The organism is Lactobacillus helsingborgensis (genome assembly GCF_003173695.1).
Classification (GTDB): domain Bacteria; phylum Bacillota; class Bacilli; order Lactobacillales; family Lactobacillaceae; genus Lactobacillus; species Lactobacillus helsingborgensis.
The window spans coordinates 1084789-1103463 of sequence record NZ_CP029544.1; the positions used below are offsets into that span (position 1 = coordinate 1084789).

The window sequence follows — 18675 nt, forward strand, 5'->3', positions numbered from 1 at the left end:
ATTACCTTAACTCTTTATTAATAAAATCGTCCAATTCGGACAATGTCATTTCTGTAGCTTTATCTTCAGTAGGCTTTTTAACCTCGACTACTCCTTCACTGGCTTTTTTACCAACCGTTACTCTCACTGGAGCACCTAGTAAATCAGCATCAGCAAATTTGACGCCTGCTCGTTCATTGCGATCATCATATAATACATCATACTTAGCACTATATTTTTCTTCAAGTTTTTGAGCTAAAGAAGTTTGATCATCATCTTTCATTTTCATTTGCACAATATGCAAATCAAATGGAGCAATTTCTTTTGGCCAAGCAATACCATTTGGAGTCAAATGTTGTTCAATAACAGCAGACAAAACTCTGGTAACGCCTATCCCGTATGAACCCATAATAACTGGTTGCGATTTGCCATTTTGATCCAAAAAGTTAGCGCCCATAGCTTTAGTGTAATAGGTTCCCAGTTTAAAAATGTGTCCTACTTCAATAGTAGTTGTGAATTTTAATGGTAAATGATCAATTGGATCTGGTTCACCTTCATTAGCAACACGAATATCTCCGAATAGGTCTGGAGTAAAATCACGGTTTAAATTCACATTTTTAATTTGGTAACCAGATTTATTTGCGCCTACAACAACATTATATAGATTTTTAACAGTATTATCTGCTACTACTTTATCAGCCCAATCAGCTTTAAGTGGACCAACGCTGCCTTTACCAACGCCAGTTATGTTTGCTAATTCTTCATCAGTAGCAATCCTTAGTGAGTCAACATCAAGTAAATGCTTTAATTTTACTTCATTGACCTCTTTATCACCACGAATCAAGACTAGGATGTTTTCTTTTTCATTAGCAACATAAAGCACACTCTTAACAATTCTAGTTGCTGGAATATTTAAAAATTTAACCAAGTCTGCGATATTCTCTTGTTCAGGAGTTGCAACTTCTGCTAATTGACCCGGTTCCTCTTTTTCTTGCTTGAACGTGTCAATACTGCATGCCATTTCCAAATTGGCTGAATAGGTGCCAGTCTCGTTGGTCGCAATAGTATCCTCACCAATTGCTGCGGGAGCCTGGAACTCAGTTGAGTTCTTGCCTCCCATAGTGCCGGAATCGGCTATCACAGGAGTAACCTTTAAGCCGCAACGCTCAAAAGCGGCCGTAAAAGCTTTTTTCTCATCATCAAATTGCTGATCAAGCTGTTCTTTAGTAGCAGCAAAGCTGTAAGCGTCAAGCATGATAAATTCACGCGATCTTAATAAACCAAAACGAGGTCTATTTTCATCTCTAAATTTAGATTGAATTTGGAAAAGAGCAATAGGCATTTGCTTATAGCTTTTTAAATCTTTAGCAACAATATTAGTAAATGTTTCTTCATGGGTTGGCCCAAGCAGACTTTGACGACCATGTCTGTCCTTCAATTTAAACATTTCCGGACCATACTTTTGCCATCTGCCTGATTCTTCCCATAGGGTAGCGGGTAATAAATTTGGCATTGCCATTTCGGGCACATTAATCTTTGCCATTTCTTCCCGCATTATTTGCTCGGCTTTACTTAGTACTCTGTAGCCTAAAGGCAAATAAGCATAAACTCCAGCTGTAACCTGACGAACATAGCCGCCCCGGAGCATAAGTTTATGACTTTCAGCTACAGCATCTGCTGGTGCTTCTTTTAAAGTCGGCATAAATAATTTAGATTGTCGCATTAAATTTCTCTCCCAAATTAATATTTTTATTTAATAAAGTAGCGATAGATGTCGTTACCCGTAACTGCAATAATTAAAATAAGTAGTAAGCCGAAGCCTATTAATTCAACCATTGCTTCGTGATTTTCAGAAATTGGTTTACCTCTGAAAATTTCTATAATGTTCAGTAAAAACTTGCCGCCGTCAAGACCTGGTATTGGAATTAAATTGACAATGCCCAAGTTAATTGAAATCATAGCTAAGAAAGCCAGAATATAGGTAAAACCCATTTGTGATACTTGCGAAGTCTGTGAATAAATTCCTACTGGTCCTGAGAGTTTATTTAAACTAAAATGTCTAAAAAGCCCTCCAACTGCCTGAAAAATCAAACCAGTAGTCGAAACCGCTGTATCCCAGCCACGCTTAAACTTTGCTCCTACTCTTTCATCACCTTTGGCTCCAATACCAATTTGATAAACTTTTTGTCCTTGAACTTTAACAGGATTTGGCTTTAAGGATACCGTCTTTTTTTGTGCATCTTTAGTTAACGTAACGGTCACTTTTTTCCCTTTGCTGTTATTGATTGCTGTAGAAACTTGGGCAAAAGAATTTATTTTATGACCATTAACTGCCTTTATTTGTGAACCGGGTTCAATTTGGGCATTTGCAGCCGGTGAATTGGGCAAAACTTCCGCAATTGTAGTAGTTGCTGGACCTGGTACTGTAAAAGTCCAAATCAGAAAAACTACAAATCCCAAAATAATATTCATTAAGGGACCAGCAACATTGGTTGCCAGTTTTTGCCAAACATTTGCTTCTTGGAATTGCGTATCTCTGGGTGCAATAATCAATTCTGTTTTAGATTGGTCAATAATGGTGGCATCATGGTTGACATGATAAGTGACCAGCTTATCTTCTTCACCATTTTCATATCCGGAAATTAATAGTGCATCTACCAGATCAACTTTAGTAATTTGCAAAGGAATGCCAGCAATAGGTACATCTGATTCGGATGCATCAATCCTAACTACTTCTTTTTGCTGATTAAGTTGCAAAACCACTCTCATACCGGGAGCTAAAGTTGTGTCATCATCTTTACTTGCCAAACGCACATAACCTCCTAAAGGAAGCCAGCGGATGGTATATGTAGTAGGATTGCGTCGAACTTGAAAAAGTTTAGGACCCATGCCGATAGAAAATTCACGCACTAAAATACCGCATTTCTTTGCGACGATAAAATGCCCAAATTCATGTACAAAGACCAATATTCCAAATACAACTAAAAAGATAAGTATACCTTTCACAAGAACCCTCCTAGTGTATGATTCCTAGTAAAGCTGCAAATACGGGTAAAACAAATAGCATACTATCGAAGCGATCCAAAATACCACCATGACCAGGCAAGATTTTGCCAGAGTCTTTAACACCATAATAGCGTTTATAGGCGGACTCAACTAAATCGCCCATTTGTCCTACAATTGACAAAACAAATGCAAAAATTATCATTTCAACTTGTGGATGGTGCAAGTCAACAAAGTAAACATAAATTGCGGCACAAATTACGGCACAAACTGTACCTCCGATTGATCCTTCCCAAGTTTTGTTGGGACTAATAACAGGCCATAGCTTATGTTTACCTATTTTACGTCCAATCATGTAAGCACCGGTATCAGTCAACCAAACAACTACAAAAACGTAGCATAGTAGCGCAAGTCCATTATTGGAATTTCTAATGCCTGCCATGTAATGAAAACCCGTACCAACATATAGTGAGCCTAACGTATAAACAGCTACGTCATCAAACGAAGTATTATTCTTGGTTAAAACTGTCCAAGTCAGCATCAACATGATGAGAGCAAAATAGATGCCGTATTTAGTCCAATGAAATGGCAGTGAGTTAATAAAACTATCAGGTACTGCCCAGGTTATTGTCGCTAATAAAGCTAATAAAAAGTTTACTGAAACTAATATTTGCTTTTTCATTAAAAAGAATTCACTAATTCCTACGGCTGCAAAAGCAACAGTGAGCCAGTCCATCCAGAGCCCGCCCATAACGACAATAGGAATAAATAATATTAAAGCAATTACTGCTGTGATCACACGTTGTTTCATAAAATTACCTAACTATCTGATTCATCAACTTTACCAAAACGGCGATGACGGTTTTGAAAGTCCTCAACCAATTTTACCAAATCTTCCTTGGTAAAATCCGGCCAATTTTTCTCGCTAAAAGCTAACTCAGAATATGCCAATTGCCAAAGCATGAAATTGGAAATTCTTTGTTCACCCGAGGTTCTAATGAGCAAATCTGGATCACTATATTGCCCAAGACTTGCTGTCATTAATCTTTGAGAAATCATTTTTTCATCAATATCAGCAGCAGAAATTGAACCTGTCGCAACTAAAGTAGCTAGCTCTTTAACAGCCGTCGTAATTTCTCTTCTTGAGCCGTAATTAAACGCAAAGTTTAAAACAAGTCCGCTGTTATTAGCAGTTTCAGCCATCGCTCTTTGCACAACATCATAAGTTTTAGATGGCAATTCATTCAAATAACCCATAATGTTGACTTTGACATTTTCCTTCATCAATGTAGGCATAAATTTATCAAAAAAACGTACAGGTAAATTCATGAGATAAGCTACTTCTTCTTTTGGCCTGGCCCAATTTTCAGTGGAAAATGCGTATAAAGATAAAACCTTTATTCCCAGTTCATTAGCTGCCAAAGTAATTCTTTTAACATTATTCATGCCCTCATAATGACCTGCAATGCGTTTCTTGCCTTGCCTAGTAGCCCAGCGACCATTGCCATCCATAATGATAGCCAAATGGTTCAATTGATTCTTTTTTTCTGCCATCTAATCAGCCTTGAGTAATTTCCTTACGTTTTTCCTCTGCAAGCTTGTCAACCTTTTTGGTTGCATCATCAGTAACCTTTTGTACTTGCTTTTCTAGATTACGTTGCTCATCTTCAGTTATTTCATCGTCTTTTTGCTGTTTTTTCAAGCTCGTCATTGCATCACGACGAACATTTCTAATAGCTATCTTGCCTTCTTCAGCCAATTTATTTACTTCTTTAGCAATTTCTTGGCGTCTTTCACCAGTCAATTGTGGAATTACCAACCTAATGACTTTGCCATCATTTGCTGGTGTTAAACCTAGGTTAGATGCTAACAGAGCATGTTCAATATTATCAAGACTATTTTGATCATAGGGTGTAATTAGTAAAACCCTTGGTTCAGGAATAGTCACACTAGACATTTGAGTTAACGGTGTCGGTGCACCATAATAATCAACTTTAACACCTTCAAGCAAGGCAGCATTAGCTACACCTGCTCTAATAGAGCTCAGGTTTTTCTCAAAGACGGTAATCGACTTTTTCATGTTTTCCTGAGCTTTTTTGATTGCATCATTATTCATTATTTTTTTCTCCTCCAATCATTGTGCCGATATTCTCACCCATGACAACCTTCTTAATATTGCCTTCAGTATTAACATTGAAAACAATAAGCGGTATGTTTGTATCCATTGAAAGTGAGCTGGCGGTTCTATCCATGACTTTTAAGTTTTTAGAGATAATATCTAATTGGGAAAGTTCGCTGTACTTTTTAGCATTAGGGTCAATCTTTGGATCAGCAGAGTAGACTCCATCAACTCCATTCTTGGCCATTAAAATTACATCTGCCCCGATTTCAGCTGCTCTTAAAGCTGCTGTAGTATCAGTTGAGAAATATGGGTTTCCTGTACCTCCACCCATAATCACCACTCGTCCTTTTTCCAAGTGACGAATAGCTTTTCTTCTAATGTATGGCTCAGCAATCTGTCTCATTTCAATAGAAGTTTGTAATCTAGTAGGAACACCAATATGCTCAAGACCATCTTGAAGGGCTAAACCATTCATTATTGTGGCAAGCATACCCATATAATCTGCTTGTGAGCGTTCCATACCTAGTTTGGCACCAGTCTCTCCGCGCCACATGTTACCGCCTCCGCATACGATACCGATGTCAACGCCTAAATCATGCACCGACTTGATTTCTTTTGCCAGATGCCCAATTACAGTAGGACTAATGCCAGTTCCTTCATCTCCAGCTAAAGCTTCACCAGAAATTTTCAAAACTACTCGCTTATATTTAACTTTAGTCATGACAACCTCCTCTATTAACTTTAGTTATTCTACCATATAAAGACTGCAAATGTGGACTTAGAAATAAAAGAGAGAGATTTCTTAAAAAAGGCTTTTGCTAAATCATGAAAGAATAGTAAAAAATCCTGAGGTAATTTAACTTCAGGATTAATTTTTAATAAAAGAGAAATATTAATATTTATTCTCTCTATTAATTTGTAGCAGTAAATTATAAAGAGAACCGTACAAATTCGATTCATTTCTAAAATGAGCAGAAACAATACTTGGTTTAGTCAATGTACTGCCAATTATTGGATTATATTCGTTTACTAATTTATCATACGCTTTATTGATACCATTGATTAAAAGCGGCTGTGCGCTAATTCCGCCACCAATAGCTACTTTATTAATATCAACCACAGTTTGCATATTAAGGATCAGAACGGCAATTTTAAAACAATAATCATGAAAAATTGCAACAGCTTCCGGAACGCCTTCTTTTATAACTTCAAAGGCATGTAGACCATCATTTTCATCTTGATAATTAACTTTTTGATTAACGGCTTTAACAAATTTGACTGCCGAGCCATTAACTCCAAGCGCTCCCTGCATATCTTTAGGAAGAGAAAGGTTGCTAATCATAAAACTTAATTCTCCAGCCTGATAATGCGTACCGCGCAAAAGATGTCCGTTAATTATTATACCGCCGCCAACACCTGTTCCTAAAGTGATAGCGGCACAGTTAGTCTCATCTTTCAAACTTCCGAGCCAATTTTCAGCCAAAACGCTGGCTTTTCCATCATTAATCACGGCTACAGGAATGTGGAATTTCCTGCCATAGATTTCCGCAAAATCAATACCATCTAAAAAAGGTAGTGAACCACCAAATCTAATCTTGGTATTTTCAATCTTGCCCGGGGAACAAAAAGCTATGCCTTTTACTTCATCTATGTGGTTTTTTACAATTTGATCTACATCGCTTAAAAATTGTTCTTTGTTTTGCTTAGTTGGTATCTTACTCTTTTTTATAATATTACCAGCAGAGTTTAAGACAGCAAATTTGATTTCGGTTCCACCAATATCAATAGTTAAATAATTTCTCATATATCCCTTGTAATTCCTTATCTAAAAAGCTCAATGCATTTTTGCAGCAGCAATAAAAATTATATTTTAAAAAAGTATAAATTCCAACCCCCTAATTTTGAAATTGAGATTATCAAAAAATAATTGAATAAGCTTCTTTACTTCTATCATATTTTTTAAAATAATAAATGCAAGACTTAGTATTAAATAAGGATCTGAGTAAATGAAAAAATACCCCTATCCAGCTTATAAAAAGGCTGATATTGGTGATTATCTCAAAGTATTTGCTTGCACAGCAGTCATGACTCAACCAATAATGTCTCTAATTATGGCTGAAGGGCAATCTTACTATACCCAGGACATTTTTGGCATCATGTATAACTTAGTTAAATATACAGCACCAGCATTTATTTTTGGCATACTTTATTCCACTATCCGCACTTGTGATCTAACTGGCAGTTTTTCTTATCAAAAATACCTGCGCTCAAATTGGTCAAATCTTTTTGTTCCAACTATATGGTGGACTTTAATTTACTTACTAGGAATGCCGTGGTTACAACAAGTAAATAAGTTTACCGACTTCTGGTCATTTTGTTGGCACTTTGTTAGCGGCAACGCTGCACCTCATTTATGGTACAACACCATGATGTTGCAATTTATCATTTTAATGCCTTTTTTCTGGGCCCTTAGCCGCTTTATTGGTAAAGATGTCAAACGAGGCATCACTGTAGCCATCATAACTTTTATCTTCTATTTTGTTTGGCTTAGATTCTATGATTATTTTGTTTTTCATGGCCAGCAAGAAAGAAGTTGGTACCTTCTTGATCGTATTTTTATATCATTTTTTATTTATGCGGTATATGGTGTACTCGCTTGGCAACTGCGAGATTATGTTAATGCGCTTTTGCAAAGATTTTGGTGGCTAATATTGATTGCCTTTAGCGGATGCTTTTTTTGGACTAACTTTGAATTACAAAATTTTGGTCACCCGGTACTTTTTGCTAATGCACCATATTATAAACCGTCAATGACTTTTTATTGCTTAGCAGTCATTGCCTTAATTTCGTCTTTTTGCTTGTATCAAGTCAGAAAAAATTCAAAAATTATTCTACAGGTTTTTCACTTTTTAGCCGCTTACGCCTACCGAGCTTACTTATCAAATGTCTTTTGGGACCAAATTATTTGGTATGGCTTAAATATCAAACATTATGCCATTCTCCATCCTTTTTGCAGCTTTTGGGTGACTTGGTTATTAACGTGGCTATTATCTTTTGTATCCGCATATTTTTTACATGTTTTCTGGGCTAATACTAAAAATTATTTACAAAACAAAATAAAAAGGCACTGATTAGTGCCATAAATATTTTTTAAAATGCTTTTATCTAATTAAGTAATTTCCATTACAAATGCTGCGCCTTGCGGAGTAGATAGAAAAATTGCCCCGGCAATTAAGATTAAACCAGTTAAAAAAAGCGTGACCTTAACTGATTGAGACGTGTTTTTGGCAAAACACAAATATATTAAAAATGCCCCTACTGCTAATGAAATTAGCATTACCCAAAATCCCATAAGTTTTCACCGTCCTTAAAATAATCTTAATTACAGAATAGATGATAGTTTTAGTAAGATAAAGGGAATTTGAAAAACTTAATTCTAATTAAATCACTTTTACTTTAACTTAACATTAGCAATAGTTTAATTTGGTGTAAATCTCATAAACGACAAAAAACCTTATCCTAATGGATAAGGTTTTTTATAAAGAATTATCAAAAATTATTTCATTTGTTCTTTTACTTCAGCAGCAAAGTCTTCTTGCTTCTTTTCGATGCCTTCGCCAACTTCGTAACGCGTGTAGCCAACAACTTCACAGTTTTCTGACTTAGCGTATTCAGCAACAGTCATGTCACCATCTTTAACGTATGGTTGATCAACTAAGCATATTTCGCTAAGGTACTTGTTTACTCTACCTTCAACAATCTTAGGAATAATATTTGCTGGCTTACCTTCATTTTCTGTTTCTTTAGTGAAAACAGCCTTTTGACGGTCAAAATCAGCCTTTGGCACAGAGTCCTTATCAAGATATTCCGGATTGATTGCTGCAACGTGCATAGCAATGTTCTTGGCAGCTTCTTCACTGTTACCTTTTAAAGTAACAACAGCAACAATTGCACCGCCGTTGTGCTTATAAGCACCGAAAACTTCATCATCGTTTTTGGTAATCAAATCAAATCTTCTTAAAGTGATTTTTTCACCAATAACGGCAGTAAGGTTAGTAATTTCTTCACCAATTGTGGAATTGCCCATTGGAGATTTTAATGCTTCCTCAACGTTAGCTGGTTTAGCTGCTAAAATCGCCTTAGTCACATCATCAACTAATTTGATAAATTTATCATTTGAAGAAACAAAATCAGTTTCAGAATTGATTTCGACTACAACAGCATTATTTCCTTCAAAAGCATATTCAGCTAGGCCTTCAGCGGCGATACGACCACTCTTCTTAGCAGCTTTAGCAACACCATTTTCTCTTAAAATGTCAATTGCTTTTTCAATATCGCCGTCAGCTTTAACCAAAGCCTTTTTGGAATCCATCATTCCGGCACCGGTACGGTCACGCAATTCTTTTACTTGTTTAGCAGTAATATTTGCCATTATTTATCCTTCCAAATAAAAACTTATTATTAACTAAGACTAGTCTTCATCTGATTCAGAAGTTTCTTCAGCTTCAACTGCTTTTTCAGCATCATTTTCAGCTTCAGCATTTTTATCTTCTGCACCTTTAGCCATCTCTGCTTCAGCACTGTCATCATCTTGACCTTGCTTACCTTCGATAACAGCATCAGCCATAGCACCTGAAATTAAACGAATAGCACGAATAGCATCGTCATTTGCAGGAATAACTACGTCAACTGGATCTGGATCAGTATTAGTATCAACCATAGCTACTACAGGAATTCCAAGAATGTTGGCCTCGTGAACAGCAATCTTTTCCTTCTTTGGATCAACTACGAATAAAACATCAGGGATTCTAGGCATATCTTCAATACCGCCTAAAAATCTTTCTAATTTATCCTTTTCTTTAGTCAAAAGAGAAGCTTCCTTCTTTGGCAATACATCAAATGTGCCGTCTTCTGACATCTTCTTTAAATCTTTTAATCTTTGTACTCGGCTCTGGATAGTCTTCCAGTTAGTCAATGTACCACCTAACCAGCGTTGGTTAACGTAGTATTGACCAGCACGAGTAGCTTCTTCAGCAATTGAATCTTGAGCTTGCTTCTTAGTACCAACAAATAGAATAACGCCACCATTTTGAGCAACGGCTCTAACAAATGAATAAGCATCGTCTAACATTTTAATGGTTTTTTGCAAATCAATGATATAAATTCCATTTCTTTGCGTGAAAATATAAGGAGCCATCTTAGGATCCCATCTTCTAGTTTGATGTCCAAAATGAACACCAGCTTCAAGTAATTGCTTCATAGAAACTACTGACATATTAACTTCCTCCTACGGTTTTATTCTTCTCAAGCGGTCATCTCAGTATCTCACCATTTTGTGGCACCAAAATACTGATTGCTCTTGATGTTTTTTACATATATGCAACATGGCATACGATAAAATAATACTAGATTATGGCTAAAGATGCAAGATTAAAAGTCAACTTTATGCTCTCTTAAAAATTGCTCTTTCCACTGTCGCGAATGATGTTTAAACCAATATTCTCTTTTAAGAGCCAATTTCTTGTCCTGAAATTCTTCGTGGTAAATCATTTTCACGGGTCTTCTTGATTTAGTATATTTTGCTCCTTTGCCGGTATTATGAGCTTTAAGCCTTTTGGCCAAATCATCGGTAAAGCCCCCATAAAAGCTGCCATCATGACAGAGCAGTACATAAAAATAATAAGTTTTATCTTTTCCCCGTTCTGCTTTATCGCTATCTGTTTCGCGGATGATATGTTGAATTGCTGGAAGATAATTTCCTTGCTTGTCGTGAACCTCAATTGCATCTTTGAGCACCAAGCCATCACTACCGGTATGCTTAACGGCCTCAATAATAATCAAATTGCTGTCCTCGCCGCGATGAGAAACATAGGGCTGTACGACTTTAATACTCAAATCATGCTTAAGACAAAAATAAGCAATTTCATTTAAGCGCTCGGGTCGATGCACCATAAACATTTTGCCTTTCATTTTGAGCAGTCCGCTTGCCACCGTGATTATTTCTTCTAAATTTATTAACAATTCATGACGAGCAATAGCTTTAGCTGGATCAGGATTAACCTTGTGATTTTGTGCTACTTTAAAATAAGGCGGATTAACAACGATCACATCATAAGAATCTTTACGCAAAAAGTCTGGAGCATCTTTAACGTTTTTTTGGAAAACCTGAATTCTGTTCTCCATTTGATTTAGGACTATGGAACGCCGAGCTTGTGAAACAACCTCTTTTTGGATTTCAACAGCATCATAATGAGCACGATTAAAGTATGCCATGTACATTGTCGCGGCACAATTGCCAGCACATAAATCAGCAACTTTAGAATTATCTTTAATTGCGTCTTTAGCAGCAGCAGCTAAAAGCAAGGTATCTAAAGAAAAACTAAAAGAAGTGTTATTCTGAATAATTCTCAGGTTATCGCTATACATATAATCAATTCGTTCATTTTTCAATAATTTTTCCATAAAGATTTATCCTCTCTCGCAGCTTTGCTATAATATTTTACATCAATTGGAGGAAATTATGTTTTATCATTTCATTCGTCCGGTAGCAAGATTCATAGTTTGGCTATTAAACGGACATTTACATGTTAATCACAAAGAGAGAATTCCTGACGGCAATTATATTTTGGCTGCCCCACACCGTACGTGGTGGGAACCAATTCTCTTTGCCTTAGCAGCCAGCCCGAAAGAGTTTATGTTCATGGCAAAAATAGAATTGTTCAAAAATCCAATATTAAGATTTATTTTAAAGCATGCTCATGCTTTTCCGGTTGACCGTGACCATCCCGGTCCATCAGCTCTCAAAACGCCTATTAAAGGCTTAAGAAACGGCAATTATTCATTAATCATTTTCCCCTCTGGCACCAGGCATTCTTCTGAAATGAAAGGCGGAACAATTGCAATTGCTAAGCTGTCAAATAAGCCGATTGTACCTGTAGTTTATCAAGGTCCTCTAACATTTACCGGTTTATTAAAGCGGCAACCTTTAGAAGTATGTTTTGGTGAGCCATTTATGGTTGATCGTAAAATAAAATTAACTCATGAAAATGAAGCAATGCTTGATAATAAGTTGAAAAAAGCCTGGGATAAAATTGATCACGAACAAGATCCCAATTTTCACTATCTACCCAGATAAAAATTATAGTACACAATCTCCAAGTCTTTTTTTCAAAACGAGTGTTAGAATATTATTGTAGAAAATCTAGACGGAGGAATTTAAAATTGTTGGAAAAAACTTTTTATAGGACTATGTTAAGCAAATCTTTTCCCTTTCCTGTTAAGGTGACATACTGGGATGGTAAAAGTGAAGTTTACGGAAATGGTACTCCAGATATAGAGATTATTTTCAATGAAAAGATACCGACTAGTGCTATTTCTAAAAATGCTTCCCTTGCTCTAGGCGAAGCATACATGGATAAAAAAATTGAGATCAAAGGCAGTTTGCAAAAATTAATTTGTGGTGCTTATGAAAGTGCCGGTAGTTTTATGCGCTCAAGTAAATTCCGCAAGTTCCTACCAAAAGAAAAACACACTGAGGAACAAAGTGAAAAGGATGTTCAAAGCCATTATGATATTGGTAATGATTTTTACAAGTTATGGCTTGATCCTACTTTAACTTATTCATGTGCTTATTTTGAAGACGGAAACGAAGATTTAGAAGCTGCGCAGTTGGCAAAAATTCATCATATCTTGAATAAACTACATCCTGAAAAAGGAAAAACTTTACTTGATATAGGCTGTGGCTGGGGCACTTTAATGCTAATTGCCGCTAAAGAATATGGTTTAAAAGTAACTGGTGTCACACTCAGTGAAGAACAGTATAAACTAGTCCAGAAGAAAATTTACGATCAAAATTTGCAAGATGTTGCAGAAGTAAAACTGGAAGATTACCGTGAACTGGGAAATCAGCAGTGGGACTACATTACCTCTGTAGGAATGTTTGAACATGTTGGTAAAGAAAATTTAGGAAAATATTTTGCTGATGTGGCCAAGTACCTCAAGAAGGACGGAATTGCTCTTATTCATGGCATTACTCGTCAACAAGGTGGAGCCAAAAACGCCTGGATCAATAAGTATATATTCCCGGGTGGCTATGTGCCCGGTTTGACCGAAAATGTTAACCACATTGTTGAGAATGGCATGCAGATAGATGATTTGGAAATGCTTAGAAGACATTATCAGAAAACCTTGGAAATTTGGGACAGTAATTTTAACAGCAAACGAGACGAAATTCAAAAAAATATGGGTGAGCGTTTTACCCGCATGTGGGATTTGTACTTGCAAGCTTGTGCTGCATCTTTTGAATCAGGCAATATTGATGTAGTACAGTATTTGCTAACTAAGGGTCCTTCTGGTAAAAACTTACCGATGACTCGAAAATATATGCAAGCTAAATAATAAAAAAGCTGATAAATATTTATCAGCTTTTTATTTTGCATTATATTTCAGTTTCTATTTTTAAAACTTAAGGTTTAAAAATCTTACCTGGGTTAACGATGTAGTTTGGATCAAATAACCTCTTAACCTTACGCAGTAGGTCAGTATAATCCTTACCGTAAAAGTCTTCATAGTAGTTTGCTCTAGCATAACCAATTCCGTGTTCACCAGACATATTACCATCAAGAGATTTAGCAGTTTTATAAAGTTCAGAAATAACTTTGTCACTGGTTTTAGCATATTCTTCATCTGTCATATCATCTGAGCAGAGGTAAATGTGCAAGTTGCCGTCTCCAGCATGACCAAAGTTTGGAATACGGATATTTAGTTGCTTTTCTAATTCTTCAATACGGTCCAAAACGACTGGAATATGATTAATTGGAACACAAACATCAATTTCATCCATCTTAGGTGTTGAATTTTGAATAGCGAGTAGCAACTCTTCACGGCATTTCCAAATCTTCTTAGCTTCTTCTGAGTCAGCACTTAAAACAATTGCTTTTTCTGCTTTAAATGGTTTGACAGCTTCCAAAGTTTCATTCAATTCTTCACGCCATTCATTTTCTGTGAAGGAATCTAAGCCGATAATGATAAAACCATCACCATGCTTAATTGGAAATTCATCTTTTGCGTAAGTTTCCCATAATTTAACAACTTTACGTCCCATAAATTCAACTGTAGTTGGTACCACACCTGACTTCAAAATTGCTGGTACAGATCTAATTGCATCATTTAAAGTTGGAAATGGAATGATAGCATTAATTGACTTGTGCGGTCTCGGGTAAAGACGAATTGTTACCTCTGTGACAACGCCTAAAGTACCCTCTGAACCAATAATTAGGTCACGTAACGAATAGCCAGATGAAGATTTAACTGCTTTAGAGCCAAATTTATACAATTTACCGTTAGTCAAAACTACTTTGATTTCACGGATATGTTCTCTAGTAACTCCATACTTGATAGCTTTAAGTCCACCAGCATTGGTTGAAACATTGCCGCCAATAGTAGCCCAGTGCATAGCAGGTGCCGGCATGTACATAAACGGTTTATCTGCAAGGTATTCATCAAGGTCCTTTAAGCGTAAACCTGCTTGCACAGTCATGGTCAAGCTTTCTGGATCATATTCCAAAACCTTGTTCATTTTAATCATGTCAAGTGAAATTCCGCCATCGACTGCTAAGTTAGCACCCATTAAACCAGTTGAATTACCTCTTGGAACTAAAGGTATTTTATTGTCATTGGCATATTTAACTACATGCATAACTTCTTCGTTAGTTACTGGTTGAATAACCAAATCAGGCATGGCTTTTACAGTCCCAAATTGATCATGATCCCAGTGTGTGGTTGGTTTGGTAATAAATCTCTCTGGGTCAGAAATGAATTTTCTTAAGTTATCAAGATCAGTTTGATTAATTTTATGATATTCCATTGTAATTCCCTTCTTAAAAAATCATAATTTAGCTACTGCTAACATGATAAATTTACTCTATAATGTAAACGCTGTCAATAGCTATCATAAAAAAGCACAAAGTTTTATCTTTGTGCTTTTTTTCACTTTTGGCTATTTTGCAAGGTGTATAAATTATAATAATAACCTTTTTGTGAAAGAAGTTTTTCGTGATTACCTCTTTCAACAATTTTACCGTCATTTAAAACAATAATCTGGTCTGCGTCAACAATCGTTGAAAGCCTGTGTGCAATAGCTAAAGTGGTACGACCCTTACGCAGGCGTTTCAGTCCTTGTTGAATTAATGTCTCCGTTTCGGTATCAACATTTGCAGTAGCTTCATCCAAAACTAAAATTTTTGGATCGGTTACTAAAGTTCTGGCAAAAGAAATTAACTGTCTTTGACCCTGACTGAATTCACTACCACCTTCACCAACTTTAGCATGATATTTACCTGGGAGGTTTTCGATAAAAGTATCAGCTTGAACTGTTTCGGCCGCTGCTTTTATCTGCTCATCAGTGATATTTTTGTTGTACAAACGAATATTCGAATTAATATCACCGTAAAACATAAAAGGTTCCTGTAAAACTAAGCCTAACTTTTTACGTAATTCAGCTTTAGGATATTTCTTAATGTCAACGCCGTCTATCAAGACCTCGCCTTTATAAAATTCATAAAAGCGCATCATCACGTTAATAATAGAACTTTTCCCGGAACCTGTGTGTCCGACAATTCCCAACGTTTCGCCCGGATTAACAGTGAATGAAATATCATGTAGTATTTCGTTCTTACCATCATAAGAAAAACTTACATGCTTGAACTCAATCTTACCCTGGTTAATTGTTAAACCCGCTTCAGCATTCTGTTGGGGTTCATAATCAGTATTGTCCAAAATACGAAAAATTCTTTTACCGGCAACAATTCCGTCTTGGAAGAAAGTCATTTGATCCATCATATTTGCAATTGGATTAAAGAACTGCGAAATATATTGTGAAAAGGCATAAACCACACCTGCTGGTACAAAGGTTTCTCTTAAAGGAAAACCAAAGTACATTAGGGTCAGGGCTAAAGCAAGGGAATAAAGCAAACTAGTTAACGGTGAAAGCAAGAGCGAATTAAGGTTGATCATATCAAACCTGGTTTTCATCAAAGCATGGTTTTCATTTTCAAAATTATTAGTCATGCGATCTTCCTGCTTAAACTGCTGAATTAAGGAGACTCCCTCAATCGACTCGTTTAAGTTAGTATTGATACGACTCAGTCTTTCACGATAACTACGATAAAGTTTTGAACTTCTTTTTGAATATTGCCAGATAATCACTAAGAGCAGTGGTAAAAATGCCAATACTATAAAACCGGCCGTCACATTTGTTGAAAACATTGCCACCATGGCGGAAATGATAGAGAAGAATGACATGACCACACTTGACAAAACGGTCAGGAAATTACTCAAAGTCATGGTATCATTTGTCACTCTTGAAACAATTGAACCTGCTGGAGTTTGGTCAAAATAGCGCATCCCTAGTGTGTGCAACTTTTTGTATAATTCAGCACGCAAGCCTTCAAGTGATTTTTCAGAACCTAAAGCAAAAAAATATTCATAAGTAAATTGCAAGATACCTTTAATTACTGAACCGAAGGCGTAAAGAAAACCTGCAAATAAAATGACCTGTGTTGTTACATCAGTTTTAACCAAGAAGTTATCAAGAAAATACTGTAAACCGTAAGGCAATAGCACATTAATAATACTTACAAGGAGAGCACCAATGCCCGCGATTATCATTTCATTTTTAAAATGCAAGACAAAACGCAGAAGTCGTCTAAATATGCTAAGTTGTTCTTTTACCGGAATTTCCTGAGACCAAACAGACTGGAAAGATTTTTCATCATCCATATTTATTCACCCACCTTGTCTTCTAATTCCTGTCTTTGCCACATATCAGCGTACCATCCGTTCAGTTCCAATAAATCATCGTGTGTGCCGCGTTCAACAATTTGACCATCTTTGAGAACCAAGATTAAATCCGCATTCATTACAGAAGTCAACCTATGCGTTGCAATCAATGTCGTCTTACCTTCGCGCTCTTTTCTTAAAGATTTTAATATTGCCATTTCAGTTCTGGCATCAACCGCTGATAAAGCGTCATCCAAAACCAGAATTTGACTTTGCTTAAGAAGCGCGCGGGCAATTGACATCCGTTGCTTTTGTCCTCCAGATAATGAAACACCGTTTTCACCAACTAAAGTATTGTAGCCACCTGGCATTTGTAAAATATCATTGTGCAAATCACTTTTCTTAGCTGCAGATACAATGGCACTCTCATCGCTGTTAGCTTTAGAAAAGGCGATATTTTTTTGGATACTAGTCGAAAAGAGGTAATTATCCTGCGGTACATAAGAAATTTGACGCAATAATACATTAAGAGGAATTTCTCTGATGTCATGACCATTTAAAGTAATTTCACCGTCATATTTGTCAAATTCACGCAGTAGTAATTGAATAATGGTAGTTTTTCCAGCACCGACTTTTCCTACCAGTCCTAAAGTTTGTCCTGTATGCAAAGTAAAATTAACGTTTTTTAATACTGGTACTGTTGGTTCATCAGGATAGGCAAAAGATTTAACGTGATATTCCAAATTGCCGGCAATGTCTTTGGCTGAGAGGCTCTGGTCTGCGTATTTATCCGTAATTTCTGATTTTTCATTTAGCAATTTTTCAACCCTGTCATAACTGGCGCTTCCGCGTTCCAAGATATTGAAAAGGTAGCCAATTGCAAACATTGGCCAAACCATGTTGCCGATATATGCGATAAATGAAACCAGTTGCCCGATTGTCAATACTTTATTTAAAACTAGCAAGCCACCATAAATAATAGTTATTGTGTATGTTAGTCCAATAAGTAGAGTTCCCAGAGGGTCAAACAGTGAATCCCATTTAAATACTTTTTTATTAATATTAATGGTTTCATCAATCATCTGGTCAAAGGCTTCCGTGTCTTCCCTGCCTTGACCAAAAGTTTTAAGTACTTTGATGCCAGAAACAGATTCTTGCGTTTTGTTATTCAGCTTGGAGAAAGCAGCTTGAGATTTATCAAAAGCATCGTGCAGACGATCACCTAATTTCCAAGCACCCCAAGCTAAGAATGGTAAAGGCAGTAAAGCCACAATAGTTAAGCGCCAGTCAACAAAAGCAATCATGGCAACCATGGTGGAAACACTCATAATAAGCGAGTCAACTAGCGTTAAAACGCCTTCTCCTGCAACTTCCTGAATTGCGGAAACATCGTTAGTGGCATGAGCCATTAAGTCGCCAGTCCGGTGACGCTGATAAAACGTGCGATCCATTGCCATAAAATGACTAAACAATTTAGACCGCATTTGCAGCTCCAACTCTGCAGCACCGCCCCAAATTTGCTTACGCCAAAAATAGCGGAAGCCATAAAGTAAAAGTGCGGCAAAAATAATTGCTAAAATAAGCAGTCCGTATTGCTCCCAACTAATATGACCACGGTCTAATTGATCCGCCATCAAACCCAAAATCCGAGGTGGCACTAAATTTACAATAGAAGTAAGTGCCAAAAATGTGACACCAATAAGGTAACGCTTTTTTTCCTTTTTAAAAAACCAACCTAATTTAAAAAATATTCCCATGTTTCACCTGAACATTAACAATAAAAAAACGGAGAC

The 18675-nt window shown here is 36.5% G+C and carries 17 protein-coding genes; 3 read left to right on the forward strand and 14 right to left on the reverse strand.

The window, feature by feature from the left end:
• Position 1: 1 nt before the first annotated feature.
• The 7 genes from DLD54_RS05125 to DLD54_RS05155 form a co-directional block, all read right to left on the reverse strand.
• A complete protein-coding gene (locus DLD54_RS05125; protein ID WP_109918477.1) occupies positions 2-1702 on the reverse strand; it encodes a proline--tRNA ligase in 1701 nt (566 codons plus the stop codon).
• 26 nt (positions 1703-1728) lie between these two features.
• Complete coding sequence (gene rseP, locus DLD54_RS05130; RefSeq protein WP_109918478.1) at positions 1729-2985, reverse strand: RIP metalloprotease RseP; 1257 nt, start codon at positions 2983-2985, stop codon at positions 1729-1731.
• A gap of 10 nt (positions 2986-2995) precedes the next feature.
• Positions 2996-3793, reverse strand: a complete 798-nt coding sequence (locus DLD54_RS05135) for a phosphatidate cytidylyltransferase (protein ID WP_109918479.1) — start codon at positions 3791-3793, stop codon at positions 2996-2998.
• A gap of 8 nt (positions 3794-3801) precedes the next feature.
• The gene (locus DLD54_RS05140) at positions 3802-4536 is read right to left on the reverse strand and encodes an undecaprenyl pyrophosphate synthase (protein ID WP_038522970.1); all 735 of its coding nucleotides are present in this window, start codon (positions 4534-4536) and stop codon (positions 3802-3804) included.
• 4 nt (positions 4537-4540) lie between these two features.
• Complete coding sequence (frr, locus tag DLD54_RS05145; RefSeq protein ID WP_109918480.1) at positions 4541-5098, reverse strand: ribosome recycling factor; 558 nt, start codon at positions 5096-5098, stop codon at positions 4541-4543.
• Entirely contained in the window at positions 5091-5825 is a 735-nt protein-coding gene (pyrH, locus tag DLD54_RS05150) for a UMP kinase (RefSeq protein WP_038522975.1), read from the reverse strand. The genes frr and pyrH overlap by 8 nt, the downstream gene beginning before the upstream one ends.
• A gap of 171 nt (positions 5826-5996) precedes the next feature.
• Complete coding sequence (locus tag DLD54_RS05155; RefSeq protein WP_109918481.1) at positions 5997-6908, reverse strand: ROK family protein; 912 nt, start codon at positions 6906-6908, stop codon at positions 5997-5999.
• Between the two features lie 202 nt (positions 6909-7110).
• Between DLD54_RS05155 and DLD54_RS05160 the strand changes: the two genes are divergently transcribed.
• Positions 7111-8235 (forward strand): acyltransferase family protein, encoded by a 1125-nt coding sequence (locus DLD54_RS05160; protein ID WP_109918482.1) that lies wholly within the window; start codon positions 7111-7113, stop codon positions 8233-8235.
• 38 nt (positions 8236-8273) lie between these two features.
• On the opposite strand, the gene DLD54_RS05165 is transcribed toward DLD54_RS05160, so the two are convergent.
• The 4 genes from DLD54_RS05165 to DLD54_RS05180 all read right to left on the reverse strand — a co-directional run bounded on the left by DLD54_RS05165 (position 8274) and on the right by DLD54_RS05180 (position 11566).
• The gene (locus tag DLD54_RS05165) at positions 8274-8456 is read right to left on the reverse strand and encodes a hypothetical protein (RefSeq protein WP_109918483.1); all 183 of its coding nucleotides are present in this window, start codon (positions 8454-8456) and stop codon (positions 8274-8276) included.
• Positions 8457-8660: 204 nt separating this feature from the next.
• Complete coding sequence (tsf, locus tag DLD54_RS05170) at positions 8661-9536, reverse strand: translation elongation factor Ts (protein ID WP_109918484.1); 876 nt, start codon at positions 9534-9536, stop codon at positions 8661-8663.
• A gap of 39 nt (positions 9537-9575) precedes the next feature.
• Positions 9576-10379: a 30S ribosomal protein S2 gene (gene rpsB / locus DLD54_RS05175; RefSeq protein WP_038522991.1), complete on the reverse strand. Its 804-nt coding sequence runs from the start codon at positions 10377-10379 to the stop codon at positions 9576-9578.
• A 155-nt stretch (positions 10380-10534) separates the two neighbouring features.
• Positions 10535-11566 carry a GIY-YIG nuclease family protein gene (locus tag DLD54_RS05180; protein ID WP_109918485.1) on the reverse strand — a complete coding sequence of 344 codons (1032 nt, stop codon included), beginning with the start codon at positions 11564-11566 and terminating at the stop codon, positions 10535-10537.
• 58 nt (positions 11567-11624) lie between these two features.
• On the opposite strand from DLD54_RS05180, the gene DLD54_RS05185 reads away from it, so the two are divergent.
• Together DLD54_RS05185 and DLD54_RS05190 are read left to right on the forward strand one after the other, a co-directional pair.
• On the forward strand, positions 11625-12239 hold the full coding sequence (locus tag DLD54_RS05185) for a lysophospholipid acyltransferase family protein (RefSeq protein WP_046327236.1): 615 nt from the start codon (positions 11625-11627) through the stop codon (positions 12237-12239).
• An 86-nt stretch (positions 12240-12325) separates the two neighbouring features.
• Entirely contained in the window at positions 12326-13501 is a 1176-nt protein-coding gene (locus DLD54_RS05190) for an SAM-dependent methyltransferase (RefSeq protein WP_109918486.1), read from the forward strand.
• A 67-nt stretch (positions 13502-13568) separates the two neighbouring features.
• On the opposite strand, the gene DLD54_RS05195 is transcribed toward DLD54_RS05190, so the two are convergent.
• The 3 genes from DLD54_RS05195 to DLD54_RS05205 form a co-directional block, all read right to left on the reverse strand.
• Complete coding sequence (locus DLD54_RS05195; protein ID WP_038523003.1) at positions 13569-14969, reverse strand: FAD-binding oxidoreductase; 1401 nt, start codon at positions 14967-14969, stop codon at positions 13569-13571.
• 122 nt (positions 14970-15091) lie between these two features.
• On the reverse strand, positions 15092-16882 hold the full coding sequence (locus tag DLD54_RS05200; protein ID WP_109918487.1) for an ABC transporter ATP-binding protein: 1791 nt from the start codon (positions 16880-16882) through the stop codon (positions 15092-15094).
• Positions 16883-16884: 2 nt separating this feature from the next.
• Positions 16885-18639 carry an ABC transporter ATP-binding protein gene (locus DLD54_RS05205; RefSeq protein ID WP_109918488.1) on the reverse strand — a complete coding sequence of 585 codons (1755 nt, stop codon included), beginning with the start codon at positions 18637-18639 and terminating at the stop codon, positions 16885-16887.
• Positions 18640-18675 lie beyond the last annotated feature (36 nt).

Coding starts and splice junctions, on each gene's coding strand:
- DLD54_RS05125 (WP_109918477.1), bottom strand. CDS start 1,702: ATGCGACAATCTAAATTATTTATGCCGACTTTAAAAGAAGCACCAGCA.
- DLD54_RS05135 (WP_109918479.1), bottom strand. CDS start 3,793: ATGAAACAACGTGTGATCACAGCAGTAATTGCTTTAATATTATTTATT.
- DLD54_RS05140 (WP_038522970.1), bottom strand. CDS start 4,536: ATGGCAGAAAAAAAGAATCAATTGAACCATTTGGCTATCATTATGGAT.
- frr (WP_109918480.1), bottom strand. CDS start 5,098: ATGAATAATGATGCAATCAAAAAAGCTCAGGAAAACATGAAAAAGTCG.
- pyrH (WP_038522975.1), bottom strand. CDS start 5,825: ATGACTAAAGTTAAATATAAGCGAGTAGTTTTGAAAATTTCTGGTGAA.
- DLD54_RS05155 (WP_109918481.1), bottom strand. CDS start 6,908: ATGAGAAATTATTTAACTATTGATATTGGTGGAACCGAAATCAAATTT.
- DLD54_RS05160 (WP_109918482.1), top strand. CDS start 7,111: ATGAAAAAATACCCCTATCCAGCTTATAAAAAGGCTGATATTGGTGAT.
- DLD54_RS05165 (WP_109918483.1), bottom strand. CDS start 8,456: ATGGGATTTTGGGTAATGCTAATTTCATTAGCAGTAGGGGCATTTTTA.
- tsf (WP_109918484.1), bottom strand. CDS start 9,536: ATGGCAAATATTACTGCTAAACAAGTAAAAGAATTGCGTGACCGTACC.
- rpsB (WP_038522991.1), bottom strand. CDS start 10,379: ATGTCAGTAGTTTCTATGAAGCAATTACTTGAAGCTGGTGTTCATTTT.
- DLD54_RS05180 (WP_109918485.1), bottom strand. CDS start 11,566: ATGGAAAAATTATTGAAAAATGAACGAATTGATTATATGTATAGCGAT.
- DLD54_RS05185 (WP_046327236.1), top strand. CDS start 11,625: ATGTTTTATCATTTCATTCGTCCGGTAGCAAGATTCATAGTTTGGCTA.
- DLD54_RS05195 (WP_038523003.1), bottom strand. CDS start 14,969: ATGGAATATCATAAAATTAATCAAACTGATCTTGATAACTTAAGAAAA.
- DLD54_RS05200 (WP_109918487.1), bottom strand. CDS start 16,882: ATGGATGATGAAAAATCTTTCCAGTCTGTTTGGTCTCAGGAAATTCCG.
- DLD54_RS05205 (WP_109918488.1), bottom strand. CDS start 18,639: ATGGGAATATTTTTTAAATTAGGTTGGTTTTTTAAAAAGGAAAAAAAG.